Origin of the sequence: Halalkalibacter kiskunsagensis (assembly GCF_037027555.1) — a bacterium.
GTDB lineage: Bacteria > Bacillota > Bacilli > Bacillales > Bacillaceae_D > Halalkalibacter > Halalkalibacter kiskunsagensis.
The window spans coordinates 83,466-104,990 of the sequence record NZ_JAXBLX010000004.1; the positions used below are offsets into that span (position 1 = coordinate 83,466).

At 36.9% G+C, this 21,525-nt stretch carries 16 protein-coding genes and 1 pseudogene; 1 reads left to right on the forward strand and 16 read right to left on the reverse strand.

The window, feature by feature from the left end:
• Positions 1-7: 7 nt before the first annotated feature.
• From SLH51_RS03610 to SLH51_RS03665, 12 genes and pseudogenes are all read right to left on the reverse strand, one after another.
• Positions 8-1,543, reverse strand: a complete 1,536-nt coding sequence (locus SLH51_RS03610; protein ID WP_335959180.1) for a response regulator transcription factor — start codon at positions 1,541-1,543, stop codon at positions 8-10.
• Positions 1,536-3,332, reverse strand: coding sequence for a cache domain-containing sensor histidine kinase (locus SLH51_RS03615; RefSeq protein ID WP_335959181.1), 1,797 nt, complete (start codon positions 3,330-3,332; stop codon positions 1,536-1,538). The genes SLH51_RS03610 and SLH51_RS03615 overlap by 8 nt, the downstream gene beginning before the upstream one ends.
• Positions 3,333-3,435: 103 nt before the next feature.
• Positions 3,436-4,275, reverse strand: coding sequence for a carbohydrate ABC transporter permease (locus SLH51_RS03620; RefSeq protein ID WP_335959183.1), 840 nt, complete (start codon positions 4,273-4,275; stop codon positions 3,436-3,438).
• Positions 4,276-4,345: 70 nt separating this feature from the next.
• Complete coding sequence (locus tag SLH51_RS03625) at positions 4,346-5,305, reverse strand: carbohydrate ABC transporter permease (RefSeq protein ID WP_335959184.1); 960 nt, start codon at positions 5,303-5,305, stop codon at positions 4,346-4,348.
• Between the two features lie 120 nt (positions 5,306-5,425).
• A complete protein-coding gene (locus SLH51_RS03630) occupies positions 5,426-6,706 on the reverse strand; it encodes an extracellular solute-binding protein (protein WP_335959185.1) in 1,281 nt (426 codons plus the stop codon).
• Between the two features lie 265 nt (positions 6,707-6,971).
• Entirely contained in the window at positions 6,972-9,530 is a 2,559-nt protein-coding gene (locus SLH51_RS03635) for a glycoside hydrolase family 66 protein (RefSeq protein WP_335959186.1), read from the reverse strand.
• A 428-nt stretch (positions 9,531-9,958) separates the two neighbouring features.
• Positions 9,959-10,072: pseudogene (locus tag SLH51_RS03640) on the reverse strand (thioredoxin family protein); the annotation flags it as partial.
• A 79-nt stretch (positions 10,073-10,151) separates the two neighbouring features.
• Complete coding sequence (locus SLH51_RS03645) at positions 10,152-10,922, reverse strand: alpha/beta hydrolase (protein ID WP_335959188.1); 771 nt, start codon at positions 10,920-10,922, stop codon at positions 10,152-10,154.
• A 156-nt stretch (positions 10,923-11,078) separates the two neighbouring features.
• Complete coding sequence (locus tag SLH51_RS03650; protein ID WP_335959190.1) at positions 11,079-12,047, reverse strand: sugar phosphate isomerase/epimerase family protein; 969 nt, start codon at positions 12,045-12,047, stop codon at positions 11,079-11,081.
• Complete coding sequence (locus SLH51_RS03655) at positions 12,044-13,087, reverse strand: Gfo/Idh/MocA family protein (protein ID WP_335959192.1); 1,044 nt, start codon at positions 13,085-13,087, stop codon at positions 12,044-12,046. The genes SLH51_RS03650 and SLH51_RS03655 overlap by 4 nt, the downstream gene beginning before the upstream one ends.
• Positions 13,088-13,165: 78 nt before the next feature.
• Entirely contained in the window at positions 13,166-13,936 is a 771-nt protein-coding gene (locus tag SLH51_RS03660) for a sugar phosphate isomerase/epimerase family protein (RefSeq protein ID WP_335959193.1), read from the reverse strand.
• A 335-nt stretch (positions 13,937-14,271) separates the two neighbouring features.
• The gene (locus SLH51_RS03665) at positions 14,272-15,204 is read right to left on the reverse strand and encodes a DMT family transporter (RefSeq protein ID WP_335959195.1); all 933 of its coding nucleotides are present in this window, start codon (positions 15,202-15,204) and stop codon (positions 14,272-14,274) included.
• Between the two features lie 164 nt (positions 15,205-15,368).
• On the opposite strand from SLH51_RS03665, the gene SLH51_RS03670 reads away from it, so the two are divergent.
• Positions 15,369-16,139 (forward strand): AraC family transcriptional regulator, encoded by a 771-nt coding sequence (locus SLH51_RS03670; RefSeq protein WP_335959197.1) that lies wholly within the window; start codon positions 15,369-15,371, stop codon positions 16,137-16,139.
• A gap of 136 nt (positions 16,140-16,275) precedes the next feature.
• Here the strand turns inward: SLH51_RS03670 and SLH51_RS03675 are convergent, their stop codons facing one another.
• From SLH51_RS03675 to SLH51_RS03690, 4 genes are all read right to left on the reverse strand, one after another.
• Positions 16,276-17,523 (reverse strand): MFS transporter, encoded by a 1,248-nt coding sequence (locus SLH51_RS03675; RefSeq protein WP_335959199.1) that lies wholly within the window; start codon positions 17,521-17,523, stop codon positions 16,276-16,278.
• A gap of 532 nt (positions 17,524-18,055) precedes the next feature.
• A complete protein-coding gene (locus SLH51_RS03680) occupies positions 18,056-18,322 on the reverse strand; it encodes a LysM peptidoglycan-binding domain-containing protein (protein WP_335959200.1) in 267 nt (88 codons plus the stop codon).
• A 316-nt stretch (positions 18,323-18,638) separates the two neighbouring features.
• A complete protein-coding gene (locus tag SLH51_RS03685; protein ID WP_335959202.1) occupies positions 18,639-18,905 on the reverse strand; it encodes a hypothetical protein in 267 nt (88 codons plus the stop codon).
• Between the two features lie 615 nt (positions 18,906-19,520).
• Positions 19,521-21,344: a UbiD family decarboxylase gene (locus SLH51_RS03690; RefSeq protein WP_335959204.1), complete on the reverse strand. Its 1,824-nt coding sequence runs from the start codon at positions 21,342-21,344 to the stop codon at positions 19,521-19,523.
• Positions 21,345-21,525: the final 181 nt, after the last annotated feature.

Below are 21,525 nucleotides of genomic sequence, written 5' to 3' on the forward strand. Positions count from 1 at the left end.
TCACCTCCTACTTTTGATGCTCAGTCCGAAAGTCAACAGGTGAATAGCCTGTTATCCTTTTAAATAGCTTGCTGAAATATTTAACATCTTTAAACCCTGACCTTGCTGCAACTTCATACACTTTTAACGACGTATTCATTAACAGATCCGTTGCCTTTTTAATCCGAAGATCAATTACATAATCAATAAACTTTTGATCACTAAATTGTTTAAACAAAATACTAAAATAATTTCGACTAATGTGAATATGATCAGCAACCATTTGAAGCGTTAGCTCTTTTGTATAATGCTGGTGAATATAGCTTAACGCACTTTCCATTAATTCATTATCTACGCTCGGCTTTTGACGCAGATCTGAGATCAATCTAACACATTCCGCAATTTGTTTAGTAAGAATCCTGTACAACTCATGTAATGACTCTATTTTTTTAAAATGTTCACATTTATCAAGCAACAAGGAGAGAGCAAGCTTATTTCCAAACAAGCTTGTTACTAAATCACATGCTTCTTGTTTAATGTCAGAAGGGTGCATTTTACCTTGCTTCCAATGCTCGTATCGCTCTTCTATATACGTTGCTACCTTCTTTTCATCAACTGGCAAAAGAAACTGTTTTAATTGTTCTACTTGGTGCGGCTTTTCTAGTGGTTCTTTTCCTTCTTTATAAGAAAAAACAACTTCATTAGGATAAAAGAACCGTCTTTCACAAGCCAAAGAACTTCTGTGAAAACCTTTATCCGCTTCATATATGTTAGAAATAACATCATACCCAAATGAAAAACTCAAACTAGATTCCTTCACTACTTCATCATTCAATTGATGAATCAATTTTACTGGATTACCATTTACCTCTATCAAAAAGAGCAGATCTGTCTCCGAAATGGCAAGACAAACCCCTTTCTCATATTTTGAGTAGAAACGCTCTTGAATTTCTTCAAGAGTAAATCTTCTAAATAATATCCCGTACTGTTCTTCAATTTTGGCTACATCGTTGATCTTCATATTAATAACGATAAGAGAACCAGACATCGAGTTCTTTATTTCTTTAAAATGGGAAGAGTCTTTTTCATTTGATAGAACCCGTTTTAATTCTTGCTCTAGCTTTTTCCGTTCATGTAAAGAGGTCGTCTGCTCAACAAGAGTGAGCTTTTTCTCAATGTTTGTTTCTTCATCCATTTTGTGTACACATTTTTGAATTAATTGGACGAACTCTTCTTGTTCTAATGTCGGCTTTAAAACATAGTCAACGGCCCCGTATTTTATCCCTTCTTTGACGTACTCAAATTCGTTATAACTACTTACTAAAATAACCTTTAATTTCGGAAAGAGGTCTATTGCTTTCTTCATTAAAGTTAGCCCATCCATAATCGGCATTTTAATATCCGTAATTAAAAGATCAACATGGTGTTTCTTCATTGCATTTATGGCCTCTTCCCCATTAGGAAAGTCTCCAATAAGAGATAATCCCTCTTTCTCCCATTCTACAGAAGCCTTTAAACCAAAACGGATTACTGGTTCATCATCAACGATTATAACGTTATACATGATTCTCACCTCTGTTTTTCGGTTTCATGATCAGCTTAACGATAGTTCCCTTTTCGCTACTTTCAATTTCTATTGCAGAATCCGGACCAAAATAAAGGTTAATTGAATCAAAAATATGAAGTAAGCCGATTCCAACAGACTTATTCATTGGGCGGAGTGCATGTTGAATCTGGTTTAGTGTTTCCTCATCCATTCCTTTCCCATTATCCTGAATGACTATTTCTACTTTATCGTCTATTTTCCGACCCGATATTTGTATCATACCTTCCATACCAGTTGGTACAATCCCATGAAAAATAGCATTTTCCACTATCGGTTGTAGTAACATCTGGGGAATGAAAAAATCATTCACTTTTTGATCAATATCCAGTTTTAGATGGAAGGTTTGTTCATAACGAATTTGCATGATGTCAATGAACTTCTCAATAATGTCTAGTTCTTCTTTTACTGTAACAAATGTTCCTTTTTTACCCATATTCGCCTCAAGTAACTTAGTAAGTGCAGCCAATGCCGTATTTGCCCTGTCAACTTGATTAAATTTAACTAACCATCGAATCGTACTTAGTGTGTTAAATAAAAAATGTGGATTTATTCGGTGCTTTACGGCACGTAACTCTGCTTCTTTTTTTTGGACTTGTTCTATTTTCACTTGATCCATTAAGTGCTCAACCTTTTCAAGCATCCGATTAAACTCCATGCTCATGACTCCTATTTCATCGGATGTTCGCACGTTCGTTCGAACATTAAAATCTCCTTCACCTACAAGTTTCATTTGTCTTGTAAGCACCTTAATTGGGTCGGTCACTCGGTTTGCAAAGAAATAACCAATCATCATTGCTAATATGCCAAAGACGATTGAGGTTAGTACAACAATAGTTTGTATCGTTAATAATTGACCTGTAATTTCTTGAATAGGGACAATCCCTACTATTGTCCAGCCGTTTGCAAGCGGTTGTTTTACCCCATAGTAATAACGTCCATTATCATCAAATTCAAACTCTAGTTCATCCCTATTGATAACACGATGATACAATTGCTCGTTGGAGATCGTTTGATCGATTTTTTCCATATCTGAATGAATCATAATATTCCCTTGCTGATCAACCACAAAGAAATGTCCTGTTTTTCCTAATTTAATCTGATTAATCCTGTCAAGGACTGCATTCCCATCAAGAAAAACTTGTATATACGCAATATTATTTAAATTGTCAAAGTCCTTCATCACCCTAGTAATTGGCAAAACCAAATCGGTGTTTTCTCCTGCCCCGCTGAAACGATCAAATTGAAGCCCCTGCCATAATAATTCACCATCTAGTTCAGTCGTTTTCTTTTGCCAATCTAACTCCTGCAAATTATATTGTGAGAATTTGAACCAAGAAAAATTCCCACTTCCCCAGCTTGACCCCTCTTCCTTTAATACATAAATCATACGTACAAAAGAGCTTGAAAATATATTTTCGTTTAAGAACGAATGCATCGTTTCATGATTTTCCTGTCTCTCCGCCTCAGGAAGTTCTTCATTTAAATCCTGTTTTACAACCTCTTGTAGCCTTTCATTGCTGTAAATAAGATCTGCCATGTCACTACCCGTAGTTAATACATAAGACAGTGAATCCGCTGCTTGCCGAGCAGTTTGCAAAGACGATTCTCTTACATTTTCTTTAATGATGTTTGATGATGATACATAAAAGAAAACACTGTTGAATATTGTCGGGATTAAACTCACAATTAGAATGACAACTACTACTTTGGTAGCGAATCGATTTTTATTCATACTTAGGTTGGTCATCATTTAACCCCATTTTTTCACAATTGTTGGCTTTATCATAACTTTCTTACTATGTTGTAGCAAGGTACTACTTGTGCTTAACTAATTGAAAGATAACATTCCTCTATCCTTTTACAGCACCCTCTGATTGGCCGCCTTTCACAAATTTCTTTTGGAAAATGATATAAACAATCATAACAGGTAGAATTGCAATGATTGACGCCGCAAATACTAATGACCAGTTACTCGCATGTTGCCCTTGGAACATCATCAAAGCAATTGGTAAAGTTCGCATTGCTTCGTCTTTAATAATCGTTAAAGCAACGAAGTACTCATCCCATGTTCCTGAGAAAGCAAAAATGGCCATTGTGCCTAATGCTGGTTTGGATAATGGCAAATAAATATGCCAGAATATTCTCCAATTTCCGCCGCCATCTATAAGAATCGATTCTTCTAGATCTTTAGGAATGGTCTCAAAGAAGCCTCTTAGAAAGAAAGTAGAACCAACTACTCCTCCCCCAATATAAATTAACCATAGTCCTAAATACGTATTAACTAGTCCAAGACTATTAATCACTGTAAATTGTGGAACAATCGCCAAAACGAGTGGTATCATCATTGTAAATAAAAAGGTTCTAAATAAAAACTCTTTAAACGGAAATTCAAATCTAACAAAGGCATAAGCCGTCATTGCTCCAAGAAAGAGCCCACCTACCATTGCTACACCCGCTATTAATAAACTATTTAAGAAATACCGATAAAAGTTGTATCCGGTCCACACGTCTACATAGTTATCGAGATTAGGTCTAGCTGCCAATACTTCACTCGGCCTTGGCAGTGAATACGCTCCCTTTAAAAAAGTGGTCAATATCATATAAATAAACGGGAATATAAACGCAATAACCCCAAGAATTAAAATCGCATAAACGACGATTTTCCAGAACAATTCTGATTTGTTCTTCAACGTTCTCCCTCCTAACCATATAATGAGCCAAGTACAGTACTTGGCTGCCGCCGTAACAAGTTACGACTTATTAATAAAATTTTTGTTTCCCAATCTTCTTTTGCTGACTCCAAGTAATGATAAAGATTGTTATGCCCATCATAACCCCTAGTGCTGATGAATAGCCAAAGTTCATGTTTTCAAAGGCTTCCGTATAAATCATGCTTTGAATAACTTCCGTTTGATTCATTGGTCCGCCACCAGTTAGGAAATATACTTGTGGGAAGATGTTAAATGCCCCCATAACCAATTGAATCACAACAAAAATTGTAATAGGTGCAAGCATTGGAATTGTGATAAAGCGGAACATTTTAATTCCATTTGCTCCGTCAATCGTTGCTGCTTCATATAATGATTTCGGAATACCTTGTAATGCTGCCAAATAAATAACGACTGTCCAACCTACTGTTTTCCAAATGTGGAACAACCAGATAACAAACATGGCTGTCCATTGATTTTGCAGCCAACTAATTGGTTGATCAATCATTCCTAATTGTGTATAGAGTACATAGTTAATAAAACCGCTCTCACCAGAAGCGAATAAATAGCGGAACAAAAATGCAACTACAATCCACGATGTGATAATTGGTAAATAATAGAACGTTCTAAATGTAATTTTATACTTAATAAATTGAAGATTAATTAGCACTGCAAAAAAGATACCTAAAAACCAATTTATTGGGACTGTCACAATTGTATTTAGAAATGTATTTCTAACAGCATAACCGAACTTTTGATCCTCAAATGCTCGTGTATAATTCTCAAATCCAACCCATGGGCTTTCTGCACCTGGCATAATGTTATAATCTTGAAAACTCATAATGATTCCTTTAAATAATGGATAAATAACGAAAACACCGGTACCAATTAAGCCTAATATAATGAATGGAAAAACCTCTTTCCATTGCTGTAACCCTTTTTTCAGATTTATTCTTTCTTTCTTCTTTGGTTCTTTTTGTTGTATTTGAACCTGAACATCTGTTTGACTCAATTTTTTCACCCCTTTTGCATTCCTTTGGTGAAAGAGGGTTTCTCAAGAAGGGATTGCCCCAACTAGTTAAAACTAGGGGGCAGATCCCTTGGTTTTGAGTCACCTTCTTTTTATTCATTATTACTTATTAATGATTGCATCAGCTCGTTTGGCCGCGTCATCTAACGCCTCTTTGGGCTCCATTGCTCCACGTAGTACTTTTTCGATATTTAATGTAATAATCTGTTCAATTTCAGACCATTGTGGTAACGGAGTACGAGGAAGAGCCGTTTCAAGCTGCTCAACATATGGTCCGATAAATGGCAACTCTAGAAACTCAGGAGTTTGTGCTGCCGCCATATTAGTTGGAATTAACCCTGTTTCTACACCAATAATTGTTTGCGCCTTTTCTCCAGTCATCCATTTAGCGAATTCCCAAGCTGCTTCTTTATTTTTTGAGTTTTCAAAGATGACTAAGTTCTCTCCGCCAATTACTGAACGACTTCCATCTACACCTTCAGGAATGGGTGCCGACACACTATAATCTAGAGGATTTGCCTTTCCTTCTTCATTCATTAAAATACTGAAGAACCAAGGACCATCGTCAATCATTAAATACTCGCCTCTATCAATTCCTTCCCAAGTTCCCGGTTCTCCCCCAAGCATTGTTGGACTTACTAACCCTTCTTCATTCCATCGAACAATAGTTTCTAAAGCATGTAAACTTTCAATGCTGTTTAAATGACCTTCAAATTGAGTAAAGTCATCATCTGTTAATCTTCCGCCTAAACTCCAAAAGTATGGAAGGTAATCCCAAGTTTGTCCTACACCAGTAATTGAAATTCCACCCATTGCTCCTGCCTCAACCGCTTTACGAGCAGCATCCTCAAGCTCTTCCATTGTTGCTGGCGGTTCGCTATAACCAGCTTTTTCGAGTACTTCTTTGTTATATATAGCTACTTTTGTATTTGTGTTTATTGGTAATCCGTAATAAGCGCCATCATAGAAATTTGTAGACATTGGTGCTTCAAACAGTTGTTCTTTAACTTCGGCGAAACCTTCAAAAGTACTTACTTCTGCTAATGCATTTAACTCTGCAAATTCAGATGTCCAAACAATGTCCATTCTCATTAAGTCAGGTGCTGCATTTCCTGCAACACCAGCTATAACTTGTTGCTTTAACCCTTCTTGTGGCTGCCTAGTAAGTTTAAGTTCAATATTTGGATGATCTTCTTCAAATGCCGGCTTTATTTGTTCTACTAATACTTTTTCTTCTTGCTCTCCATAAGTGTGCCAGTAGTCTAGTACCACTTTTGATCCATCATTATTACTTGAAGTATCATCGCTTGATGAACATGCGGCGCTTACAACAACAAGTAAAACTAACATTGAAAAGAAAAGAGATAATATTATTTTCTTCATTTTTATTTCCCCCTTGTTTTTAGTACATGCTTATTATCTATCTGAAATCGATTTCCAGAAACCGCTTGCATTACGAATGAGGTGTCTTATATTACGATCATTTAACCAGTTTTTATCATTCGTTGCTTATGGTGTTTTATATCATTATGTTACAGTTATATAAAACACCCTTTTAACAATTCATTTAAAATTCTTTATCAACGAAGAGTCATGACCAGAAAAAGGTCATGACTCTTCATTTGTTAGTTATCAAGTTCATAACGTTTTAATTTTTTACAATCTCTACATCGTCAATTTGCAAATTCGTAGAACCATCAGTAGCTTGATGGAAAGCAATAGTTAGTTCTCCGTTTGTTACTTCAACTGTTCCACTAATCTTAAGGTACTCTTCCCCATGTGGAATATCCATATAAACTTTCTCTCCACCGAATCCTGATAATTCCATTCTACTAACCGTAGGAGTACCCGTGCTTTGCTTAACCATAGCTGTTACTGTGTAAGTACCGTTCTCTAGACGCGAAAGGTCTTGTTCAATTTTTTGCTCATAAGGTTTGTCAGACCAGAAGTAAGCTTTATACTCTCCGCTATTTACATCATTACCATCGACACCGACATTGGAACCTGTTATATTCCAACCTCTTAGGTCTCCTCTTTCAAATCCACCGTTGATGATCTCAGCTGGTATCGTAACTTCTTCTTCCCCATCGCTCAAATATAGAATCAACGGTTCAACGGTCTCTTTTAGGCTATCCCTTGCCTCAGACGTGACGTTTCGATCATTTGTTTTCTTGGTTAAATAAAATAGATAATCTTCTAAATATTTTATACCCTGAACAATTGAACCTTTCTCTAAATGATGATGTGCTTGATTGAGTGTATCGGTAAGCTGCTTTACTAATGGACCACTTACGTCACCACTTTCAATATAACCATTCATTAATTGAGTTAATCCAGTCCCAATATTTGTAACACCATCCGATGCATCACTACTCATGTAAATCATGTTCCAGTATTCTAATGAAGGAACCATGATTTCCACATAGTTTCCGTATTCGTCACGTCCCTTTGTAAATGATAGCTCTTGTGAACGACCATCATTATTATCTGGAGAAGCTAACCAAACAGAATTCACTTCATTTGAATAGTAATATTTCATTTTAAAATCAGATACTTTATCTGGAGTTTCTTTTTGACCATCATTTGCTCTCCAGTCATTTTGGCTGACGCCTAACAAGTTAATCATCTGTATAATTTCATAGTTTTCATCTTGTTTGCCATATGTCCAAATTGTATCTGGATCCCCATAAGGAGTGTTTTCATATTTTGGAACTTCAATTCGGTTCGTAGTTTCTGTTTGTCCATCTCGAAGTAAGTTTTGGTAAGCAACAATGAAATCATATTGTTTAGCGACACGCTCTTCTAATTCTTTCGTCATATATAAGTGTTGAGCTGGGAAGTATTCGTTACTCAACATATTTCCATTGTCACCTAGCTCCATCCGCGCTCCTCCAGCTGCATAGACAGAAGCACCAGTTAATAGAACTGCTGATGTATTAAACGGGCTTCCTGGGTTGGCTTCGCCGTAATCATAACTCATGTACGCAGGGATGACTAACGATTTCCCACCGCTTTCCTCTCTAGCACTCTCAATTGTTTTCTTTAAAGAGTAGTATGTATCATAGAGTTCGCCGTCTTTATCTCGATCCCATGGCCATATTTCTGTGTAAAGAACATCAACATCACTAATATTTACATTTTCAATTCCTTGTGCTCCTACTGGATTAAATACTAAGTATTTGTCACCAATGGCTTCCTTAGCAGCATTCAGAAATTCAGTATAATTATCTTTTACATAAAGCGTTTTCCCGTCAGCTGTTTGCATCTCGCCCCATTCACCAACTGTGTCAGAGTGCCAACCATCAAACTCAAACGCCTCAAACATTTTATTGGTTTCAGCAAAAATATAGTCTTGCCACTCCTTGTTACTCATATCAAAGAAGTATAAATGGGTAATTCCTGTTGGAGTTTCATCAGCCATTTTAAATTTGAAATGACCTTCTCCACTATCGTTATTGTCTGAGTAATACAGGGCCCATTCTTGCTTCACACCATCATCCTCATATCCTGAGACTGCAGCATATGCCATATTGTAAGCCATGTTTACCATATTTGAATCTTGAGCTGCCGAGATATAACTGCGGATTGAATCCCCGTAAACTTCTCTTCCGCTCCAATCATCCCAAACTTCCAGGTTATCTGCTACTGGTTTATGATGACGATATTTCCAGTCGTAATATTGCAAGGCATTAATATGGTAATCCTTTAACTTTTCAATTCTTTGTGCTGCATCGACATTCTCTGTAAAATCCCATACATACCCGTAGCGTGGGAACTTTGTCCAGGATGACGAAACGTCAACCCCAACAGTATCTGAATCTATAAGGTTATTAGATGAATCTTTCACATCTACTTCAAGCATATAACCTTTAAAGTCTGTTGAAGATGCTTCCCAGTTTACTATAATTCTATCGTCTTCAGTATTTGCTAAAGAAAACGGTTTTTCAACCGTTGAACCAACTTTATATTCAAGATGTTTTGCGTTAATCTCAACTGTTCCTGTAAAGTCATTGCCTGTTTCATTTTTCAGATCAACCCGAATTTCAACATTGTCTCCAGGGTCATACATTGCCTTATCCGTCGTTACGGCGTGTATCATTTCCCCATTATTTTTTTCAGTTGCAGTATTGGTTGAACATGAAACGTTAGTTAAAAACATTGTGAATGCTAGTGTCATTGCCATCATCCTTTTAAATTTCTTCAACATATAAACACACCTTTCATTTTAATTACAAAAGTAAGTAAAGATTCCTTTTTCTCTCATTACTATTTGAATTCTTGATAACCCTTTCATCTCATTCAACAACTAGTTCATTCATTCGAGTCCTTTCTCTTAGCCCGATTAAAATCGTAACTTTCTTTCTCTATCAACAGAAGCCTCCTTTCTGCCCTGTATTACTCGAACAGTGATACAAGCATATACTATCTCCAACCCAACTTTAAATAAAAAATGTAAGCGCTTAATATAAAACACTTCTTTCCAAATATTGAACACCAAAAAGCTTACTATTCATTTTGAATCCACGTTCCTAACAGTATTATCAGACTCCAGTATATTGGATTAAATAAAAAAGACTGTTAAGAGACTAGAGCCTCTTAACAGTCTTTCCTATGCTTAATATTTACAATCTATCCTTACACAAGGTCACATGCTTCAGCCGGCATCCAGTGTTCATCTTTCCCGTCCCACTTTACATTACAACCTATTGGATTAATTAATGGAGTACTAATCTTTTTGCCCGCCAAGTATAGGTATGAAAAAACAATATAACAATGAGAATGTTTTGACTTTTCTTGCAACTAGAACCTTCCCCACTTATTACACGATTTAATTCTTTAGCGGCAACCACTTCAATACATCTTGGATCGTTTTATCCCAATAGCCCCACTCATGCTCACCTGGACCAAAGTCTGTCGTTAAATGGTACTTCGTTTTTTCGCACAGCTCTTTAAACCGAATATTGTCTTCATACAAGAAGTCTTCAGTTCCACAACACTGATATAGAAGAGGCTTCTGTTCATTAATATGCGTTTTTTCGATAAGTGAAAGTAAATCATGTTCTGTTTCAGAAATCTCTTCATCTCCGTAAACTAATCGTAAAACTCGATCATTATCAGAATGTTTTATTCTGTTCACTATATCAACTGCCCCTGATAAACTAGCAGCTGCACTAAATTGATCAGGACAATTCAAGGCCCATTTAAATGCGCCGTATCCTCCCATTGAAAGTCCTGCAACAAAGTTATCTTCTCTAGCATCTGATAATGGAAAAAACGATCTCGCTATTGACGGAAGTTCTTCCGTTAGAAATGTCCAATACTTGTTTCCATATACCATATCTGTATAAAAGCTATGATGGACTTGCGGCATGACGACTGCCAGTCCAAGAGGCGCAACATATCGTTCAATTGACGTTCTTCTCGTCCAAATAGTGTCATCATCACTTAACCCATGGAGCAAATATAATGTTTGGTGTTTATCTGCAATTTTTTTAGTTTGCATGCCAATTTGTGTTATCGTTTGCTGTGGAAGTATAACCGTCATCGATGTACTCAAATTTAATACTTCTGAATAAAATTGACATTGAATAAGAGCCATTGGTGATCATCCTTTCATGACTAATTTATCGATTTATTCCCACCTAGCTTTATTACCTATTTGATGAAGAAGCAAATTAGTCCCGGCTTCTATCTACCGGGACTGCTCTACATTATATTTAGCTATATTTATACTTAGTAGACAATTGTGTTTTACTTAAGCCCACCACATCTCGCCAGCAGATTCACGGATTAAGACATCATTTAAATTCTTCACTGCACGTGTAAAGCCCTCGTCAATTGACATGATTGGATCTTCATGCTCAATGCTTACCACATAATCATAACCATATGTACGAAGCGCACTGATCATATCAGACCACTCTTGGATGCTATGTCCACATCCAACACTGCGGAATGTCCATGCACGAGTCTGCACATTGCCATATGGCTGCATATCGACTAGGCCGTACATGTTAACATTGTCTTGGTCAATATACGTATCTTTTGCATGAAAATGGTGGATTGCTCCTGCTTCACCGAGAATTTTTATTGCGGCAACTGGATCAATGCCTTGCCACCACATATGACTTGGGTCTAAGTTTGCCCCAATCGCATCACACGTTGCTTCGCGCAGCTTTAACATCGTGTATGGTGTATGAACAAGGAATCCTCCATGCAATTCTAGACCAATTTTCACATTATGTTGCTCTGCTAGTTCACCAATCTCTTTCCAATATGGAATCAACTTATTCTCCCATTGCCATGTTAAAATATCGCCATATTCAGGAGGCCATGGTACAACTGGCCAGTTAGGCTGCTTTGCTTCCTCACTATCACCTGGTGTACCAGAGAATGTATTGACCACTGGAACATCAAGTAAAGATGCTAGTTTAATTGTTTTACGCAAAACAGAATCACACTCTTCTGCAAACACTCGATCTGGCGTAAGCGGATTGCCATGACAACTGAATGAACTAATAGTTAACCCACGTGATGTTACAGCCTCTAGGTAATCATTTCGCTTTTGCTCGTCTTCTAAAAGCTCATCAAGTGGACAATGCTGATTGCCTGGGTAACCACCAGTACCAATTTCAACAGAATCTAGTCCTGAAGCCTTCACATGATCTAGCATTTCTTCAAATGATTTTTCCGCAAATAAAACCGTAAAAACACCTAACTTCATTTTACTGTCACTCCTTGTTTTAACGAGATAATTTGTTTGGATTCCTGTGAATCAAGTGCCGCGAGAATAATTTGTAGTGATTTCATTCCTTCTTCCCCACAAATAAGTGGTTGATTATCTTCTACGATGCTTTCAACAAAATGGTCGATGACATGCGTGTTTGTCTGACCACCTTCTTCATTCGTTTGAATCTTATCAAGCTTGTGATTAATAACAGACCCGTTTCGATATTCTTCAATTAATGAATATGTCGGATCATCTTCTAAACGAAGTATTCCCTTTTCACCATATATTACAGTTGAATTATCCCCACCAGAAACATACGCCCAGCTTGCCGTTAATGTTCCAATGATGCCACTTTCCGTTCTTAACATACAGACAGCATTGTCATCAACTTCTGTGTTTTTCTTTGCATTCGTTTCGATGAATGCACCAACCTCTGTGAATTCTCCAAGTAAATATCGCATTAAGTCTGCTTTATGCACACCTAAATCACCCATTGCCCCGATAAAAGCTTGCTCTTTATTAAAGAACCAACTATCTGCCCCGTCTACACTCCATCCTTCGGGACCAGGGTGACCAAATGTTGTTCTAAAGCTGTAAATTTTTCCAAGCTTGCCACTGTCAATGATCTCTTTTGCCGTTTGATGTGACGAAACAAATCGTTGATTGTGAGCGATCATTAATTTCTTATCATTGGCTGTTGCAGCAGCAATCATTGCTTCTGCTTCTTCTTTTGATGTTGCCATTGGTTTCTCACAAAGAACGTGTTTTCCTGCATTCAATGCATCAATCGAAACAGGTGCATGTAAATAGTTAGGCAGGCAAACGCTAATTGCATCAAGTCCATTTACTTTCAAAACTTCTTTATAGTCCGTGAAAGCGAGAGCCCCATATTCCTCTGCCATTTGCTCAGCGCGCTCTGGAACAATATCGCAGACAGCTACAATTTCTACTTGATTATTCGCATTGTACTCAGGCAAATGACGGTATTTTGCAATACTTCCACAACCAATAACGGCTACTTTTAATGTACTCATTTCATTTCCTCCCAAATGGATATTTATTTTTTATAAAAACCGCTGCTACACTCGGCTTCCTCTCTTTCTGTTTCCCTTTTATTTATTCGCAAGCTGAGGTAGCTTTTCCTTCAAGTAATTTATACTTATTTCAATACTTTCTAGAGGCGAACGGCGACTAACATCTTGCTCAACAACCCACCAACTAACATTCGTTTCTTCCCCTTTAGCTAGTACGGCTTCAATATCTACGCCACCAGTTCCTAGCTCCGCAAAAAATTGTTCACCGTCTGTCGTCATATCTTTCAAGTGAACTAACGGTGTTCTTCCTTTGTATCGATCAATCCATTCTGTAGGAATTTCTCCAGCTTTTGTTAACCAATATACATCAAGCTCTGTTTGAACATGACTTGGATTTGTATCATCAAAAATAGCTTCAAGCGCCATTCTTCCATCCTCCAGTCGTTCAAGTTCAAAATCATGGTTATGATAACAAAGAGTAATTCCTTCTCGTTGACACGTTTCACCAGCTTGTCCTAGGAAAGTAATAAGAGCTTGATAGTTTTCTTCTGTACGTTGGTCTGGTAATAAAAATGGACAAACAACATACTTACTTCCTAATATTTTCTGATCCGCGATCACTTGGTCCAAATTGTTTTGTAATTGATCGAGTGGAACATGACTCGCTGCCGCTTTAAGACCAAGTTCATCTAATAGCCCTTTTACTTCTTGAACTGATAATCCACCATACCCAGCAAATTCAACTCCATCAAAGCCAAGATCAGCTACTTTTTTCAACGTACCGGCAAAATCCTTCTCACACTCTTCACGTAATGTAAACATTTGAACTGCTACTGGTATATTTTTCATCTTTTCTCCTCTTTCCTTTTAATTAATGGTTTCCTGAACACCACATTTTGTTAACGTTTTCATTCGTTTGCTGTTTTTTAAAAGATATGATGATATCACGAGATTTACTAGAATTACTACCATCACTTATTTCCTTCATCATAAATGATTTATTTCACTATGAATATAAATAATCTAATTAAAACATATACTATTTGGCTATTATCTAAAAAAAGGCCTATTGCATAAAGGCTAAAAAACATCCACTTAAAATAGCAAAATAATAGGGTGTTTAAAAATTGAGTTACAACACTTTTTCAAACACCCTTCTATTCCGATTGCTCATCCCTCTGCTTTTAATTTGCGAGTTTTTCTTTAGTGACGTAATCCGTAGCTTTGCCTTTTTTACGATCTAAACCTATCCAAACAAGTCCAGACATAATAACGAATGCTCCAATGATTTGTGTCAGCATAATTGATTCACCGAAAAATAACGCACCTGTAATGGCTGCTGCTGCCGGAACAACATATCGATAAAAATTAGATTTTGTCGCACCTACTCGGTTCATAGAGAGGTTCCACACTACAAAAGCGACAATTGTACAAAGAATTACGTTGTAAAAAATCGCTCCGTAAATCGGAAATGTTAGATCTGACCATTGAACTTCGCTCCACCCTCTTAATGTAAACGGAAATAAAAAGACCGAACCAAATAATATATACCAAGTCGTAACACGCATGGCAGAGTATTTCTTCATTAACGGCATACACGCTAAATTAAAAAATGCCCCCAATAAACTAACCAATAGAGCAAGTAAGTTACCGAGCATGTATTGAGAAGATAAATCAAAGCTATTACTCCCACCTAAAATAATAAGAGCAACACCAATGAACGCAATGGCACCGCCAACTACAATTTTTTTTGTCAGTACCTCCTTTGTAAAAAGCGGCGCAAATAAAGCGACAAAAATAGGCCAAGGAGCTACATTTAATAATGAAGCGTTTGCCAATGTCGTATATTTAATCGAGTACATTACAAGTATTTCTAATACTGTTACCCCGACAAACCCAATCACAGCAAGCTTCAGTAAATCACGCTTTTCTACTTTTATTCCCCCCTCTAACTTATAAAGCAGGAGAAATAAAAGTGGGATAGCAAGACTAAACCGTAAAAACACAAAAACTTCTGCGGAGAAAACCTCCATTGCCCAACGAGAAATACCAAAATTGGCTCCCCAGATAATCGCAACAAGGATTAGTCCAGCATAATACACATAAGTTGATTTCACTCATTACAGCTCCATTCTATTTAACAAGTTTAAGATCATACGGGTTCTATTATCTATACAGACCTATTCAAACTTATCATATATGTAAATGAATCCTCATGAACATCCATGATATAATGAAAACCTCTACTATTTTGCTATTTTTAAAGACAGGAGAATTAAGGATGCTAAACATTGGATTATGTGATTACTCGTATCACACTAAGCAATTCTATTCTTTCCATCAGACTGGATTAAGCGATTATCTTTTTCGTTTGCAAACAGAAGGAAGCTGCGAGGTAATTGTGAATGATAAAAACATTGTTATTGAAAAAGGGGATCTTCTGCTAATTAAGCCAGGCGACCACTACGAGCTTCGGGTTGAAGAAGGACAAAACAGCGGAGATTATTACTTATTCTGCAAGGGAATTTGGATTGATGAATGGTGGAACCGCTCTGCAAAGCCAACTGTTTCGAGAATTGATCTTGATGAAAAGCTCTTAACCTTATGGCGTCATATTATTATTGAAGAACGCCGACCACCATCAGAGGAAAACAACGAACTTATTGGTTATTTATTACGTGCACTCTGTTTGTCTTTAGAACGTACAGTAAATGAAACCTCTTCGACCTTTAGTCGCCCATATGCTGTAACGATAATGATGCGTTTCATTGAAGAACATGCCTTAATAGCATTTAAAATAGAAGAAGTAGCCCAGCACGCAGGTCTTAGCGTATCGCGGGCCGTCCATCTCTTTAAAAGTAGTGTAGGAAAAACGATGATTGAATACGCCCAAGAAATTCGACTTTCTGCTGCCATTGACCAAATGAAGTATACAATCATGACACTCGATCAGATCGCTGAAAATTGCGGGTTTGGTGGTTATCCATATTTTCATAAAGTATTTAAAAAGAAGTATGGGGTATCTCCAGGGAACTTTAGACGAAAAGAGTAAATTTACGTTGAGTTAGATTACTCGTTGATGAAATTTATACACAACTCATTTATTTTCTTACATTTCAGAATGGAAAGAAACCATTTTCTACTATACTTTTCTCTATGTCTTCGAAAGAGGTATCCAGTTTTTTTCCTTAGTTATTTATTGAAGAAGAATTCTCATTCATAGGTTGCTGCATTGTTTTTCTTGTAATCGAATACATTAATACGATGCTAATAAGTAGCGCACACATCATTAGTATAAACGGAATTTTTGGATCGACTTTATATGTGACCCCTCCGATAATACCAGCAGGCGATATAAACAATAGAACGATCACCTGCAAAATCGAGAACATATTCGCTCGATTATCATCTTCGATTGCGTTTGCAACAGCTGTTTCTAAATAAGGGTTGGACAATAACAAGCCTGCTGCTAGAAGAATCGTACTAGCGATAACTACAATGATGTTGCCTTGTTGTGCTGTAATGAGTAACAAAAGAGCAATAATAGATAACCCAAAACCTATGATCATGTAATGCAGGTGAAGCTCTTGTCTAAAGCGAGGAATAACGACTAACAACAAGATAAGCATACAGACAGAAGAGATAGCTGGAAATATAGCAATCGTTGAATCTCGAAAAGACAGAACATCCACTAAGTAAATTGATAAATATGTATTCTGCATAACTAACTGAAACTGAAAAAGGATATAAACTGAAAAAATGATCAGCAACTGCTTATTCTTTGTAATTTCAATAACTGTTTTGACATACAACTTCAACGAATTGCTAATATTCATTGCACCTGACTCTTGACGTTTTCTAATACCGATTTCGCTCTCCTGTGTAGTAAAATGACGAATGATAAACATCAGAGTCATACTGATAAAAGCTATGAAATACATGGTTCGAACTGCAGGAACAAGTGACATCTGACTAACTAAAATCCCCGCTAATGGAGCAAAAAGTCCACCAATAACTGCAATAAATTGCAAAACCGTAAAAACGACAGAACGTTTATTAGGTTCAGTATCTTCCACAATTAAACAAGTCCAAGCAATATGGGGAATCTTCTGGAATCCGTTTATAATAGCCGCAACGAGGAAAAACCAAAAATTTTGGGAAACAGCCCACAAAAGAGTAGCAACCGACCAACTAAGTAAATCAAAGATAAGCAACGCATATTTTCGTCCAAGTCTATCCGTTAAAAAGCCGCTAATAAAAGAAGAAAAAATTTGTACGACTAGGCCAATACTCGTAATAAGTCCAATTTCTGTTTCATTCAATCCAAGCATTAACATATAAACAGAAGCGTATGTAACAAATAAGCTGTATGGAATAATAAACATTGGCTCAACTATCATACAAGCTCTTGCGTTGCCATTAATTTGTCTGAACACGATCGGTCCCTCACTTTAATAGATAAATATTTGTAACGAGTTAATATTTTAGATAAAGTTATTATTCGAACATTCTTGTGTAATTATATTATTCTCTATTGTCTAGAAAAATCAATCTATTTATTTTTTCTAGACAATTAAATTCAAATTGTTATAGCCAATTGTAGCTAACTGTCAATACTGACCTTTTCAATAATTTAATTTATCCTAGTCTATCTTTCTACTTGTTCAAGAAGAAAAGCTTCTACTTCTGCAAGCGTTGGTATTGAACTCTGTGCACCTGATCTAGTAACTGCAAGCGCTTCCTTACTTGAAAAACTTAGAAAATGCCGATTCTCATTTGCAGCAATAAATCCTCGATAAAAGTTAAACTATATCTAATCTAACTGCAAATAACACGCAACCATTGTCTGTTCATGGTTGCGTGTTATTCTTTTACCTCCCGACTTCCTTACACCCTAGTTAAAGTATAACTTCATCCTTTAAATGGATTGCTGTTGACCCGTAAAATGGATCCATTGCTACATTAACATTAGCGACCAAACTCTAAACGTCGAACCCTTCTTGTTAACTCCTCAACTTGTGTTTCTAAACGTGCAACACGTTGTGCTATACCTGTTGGTACGGGGGTTGGAGTTGGGGGTACAGGTGTTGGGGGAAAACGAGGAATCCTAAGCACTTGACCTACATAAACTATGTTTGGGTTTGTAATGGCATTAACAAGCATGAGCTCTTGAAGCGTCACACCATAACGATTGGCAATAGCCCATAGCGTCTCTCCGGGTTGAACCGTATGCATCACTTATTTCCTCCTCAAAAATTTAATGTGTGATTACTCAATTAGTCTATGTATATAGTTTTACAGATGTTCTTGTTTATAATTTCAATATTATAGGGGGAAGTAAGTATCCATTTGTTTAGAGTCTTTTGAACCTTCGTTGTGGTTTATATAATTCGACTACAGAAAAAGCAATTTATTTTTCAGTTGGCTCTTATTTAAAAGGACTTTTTTCTATGATACTGACTTTGAACGAAAAACACCAAAACAAAAAACGTGGCTGTCGATCAATCAGAAAAAACTCAGATGGACAGAACCACGTTTTTTTTAAAACGACTCAACAATCGCCAACTTTCTTTTTCCATAGTACTTTTGCTTTTTCTTTTGTAGGTAATGAAGTCCTAAACTTTCTCTTTAACACATCTAGATTTGAACTAAAATAGACTTTCTTATTAAATGGACATTTGCTTTTATTATTTGTAGCGTCAAAATATAAATTCATCCTAAAGAGAATATCCCCATCTTTCACAATAACAGCTCGATACGTTCCTATATACTTCCCATCACAATTATATCCTTTAATTTTTCCTACCCACATGTCCATTTAGATCACCCCCCATGAAACAGAAATCTATCGCATGTTATTCAGTATTTGAGACCTAATTTCCCCATAAAACTACTCTGTATTTTCCGCATTTAGACAACCGTTTCTATTTACTATAGTGTACCGGAAAAGCATCTTAAAGCGCAATCGTTTGCATTAAATGTTGAAATAGATTTTTAACACATTATTGCAATCTATATATAGCTCTTTGGCCAAGAACGGATATTGGGACAACATTGAATTTCACCCCTGGCTTGTCCATACACATGCATGTTGCAAGGTCCCCTAAAAAGTAGGAAAAAAGAAATAATTTTGATTAAATAAATTAGCATTAGTATTACCAGAACGTTTCAAGTTTTCCTAATAAAAATATCCTTTCCCTTGGAAGTACAGGTGATTCCCTGTCAAACCCAAAGTAAAGGATATCTGTTAATAAACTATATAGTATTTTACCTTTTAAAAAAACTACTTATATTCGGACTGATTGCCACTGGAGCCAAGTTAGTGGGTGAATTATTTCTTTAGCAACAGTTACATCGCAAAACTCTTTGAATTTCTCCCTTTTAGTCTAACGTGTTAAGAGGAAAAAATCATTTTCTTTTCTATCAGCCTACTCTACTCACCCAAACTCGCTCCCTTAATAAAGAAACGCTCAACCTGTTTCTCTACAACAGAGTCAGGAATTAAAGGCGGAGCATGATGTGGTTTTGTACGGGCATCAATAATGACGTTGTCACAACCCCAGTGCTTATATTCATACGTGCTATTCACCCCGTGGATATCATGAGAAGGATTGCTTCGCGTAAAGGTTGCCCATAGGAAGTTATTGACTGATTCGCTCATAAAATGACTATCATCACATACTATGATCATTGGACAAGTAGGCATCAAGCCTTGCTGCTCAATCGCCATACTTAATTCCTTCATTTCCTTTTGTGCATGTTCATTAGTTGAAAAGGCAGGAGCTTCTAACGCAACAACACCCGGCATTACTAATCGTGGGTATTTAAACATCTGTAAATTATTTATGTTGTCAGGAACTTCTGTACACAGCTCTCTTTTCTTATTACCACAAGCTGCGAAGACAACCTTACTTCCCGTATTTAATCCAGTACCCGAATAATCCAGCGTATCAATCGTTGTATTCGTTTGAAAATGAATATCTCGTTGTAAATCAATTCGTTCTAATAGATAAGTTAGAAATTCCACTTCTCTTCTAGTAGCTAAGGGCTGTGTCTCTTCTGCTGTCATAAACAAATATTTAGCAAGGCTCAGTTGTCCTGTCCCGAGAATTCGATTGGCTTGTGTGAGCAGTTCCGCTGGTTGCTTCACTGTTTGATAAGGCGTGTACCGTTCACTCCCTATGGCAAATAGCAATGGATGCACACCTGCTGCATCGACTGCGTGAACTTCTTTGACACCAGGAATATCATGTTTAATCGCATCACCTGTTAACTCATGAATGAGATCGCCAAATGCCGTATCTTCTTGAGGAGGACGTCCAACAACGGTAAACGGCCAAACTGCATTAGACTTTGCATATACTTTATGCACTCTCATTAACGGAAACGGATGAGTTAGACTGTAGTAACCCAAATGGTCACCAAATGGTCCCTCCGGCTTTGTTTCACCTGGATGAATCTCACCAGTAATCACGAAATCTGCATCATGGCTAATGCAATAGCCATCGACATAGCTATAACGAAAACGACGTCCAGATAATAGTCCGGCAAATGTCATTTCACTTAATCCTTCTGGAAGTGGCATTACAGCTGCTAATGTATGAGCAGGCGGCCCACCAATAAAAATACTCACTTTTAACGGAACACCTAGTCTATTAGCTTTCTCTTGATGAACACCAATCCCACGATGAATTTGGTAGTGCAAACCAATCTCTTTATTTAATTCATATTCATTTCCACTCAGTTGAACCCGGTACATTCCCAAATTGGCGTTCATAATTCCCGGCTTTTCCGGATCTTCACTATACACTTGAGGCAAAGTCACAAATGCCCCTCCATCGTCTGGCCAGTGATGAATGAGTGGTAGGTCAGAAATTTGTATCTCTTTAAACCCAATTGGATTGCTGCCCGATTTTTTTAGAGGCAATGCCTTCGTAGCAGCTAAGCCCGAACCGATGTGTTTAAACGGTTTTTTTAACGAACTCATTGGATCGTTACGTAAAGCGATGACGCTTTGTGTTGCTTCTAATGTTTTCCGAAAAATAAATTTGCTTCGCTCGATCGTACCAAATAAATTAGATACTGCCTGAAATTTTGAGCCTTTTACATTTTCGAACAATAAAGCAGGTCCACCAGCCTCAAATACTTTCAAATGGATAGCAGCCATCTCTAGATGTGGGTCAACTTCTTCATGTACACGAATCAACTGACCATTTTTTTCTAAATCGATGATACATTCCTCTAAATTACGATACATGATTTCCTAGCTCCTATTTCTATAACATATTACATTTATTATACCCGTTCTAGTGTACTATGTCTGCTTTGTCGATGCCAAGGTAGTTTGAGTTCAAAATATGACAATAGTAAGTTATACATACAAAATAGGGTGCCAAAATAGGCTTGAACCTATTTTGGCACCCCTAATACAATGGAAT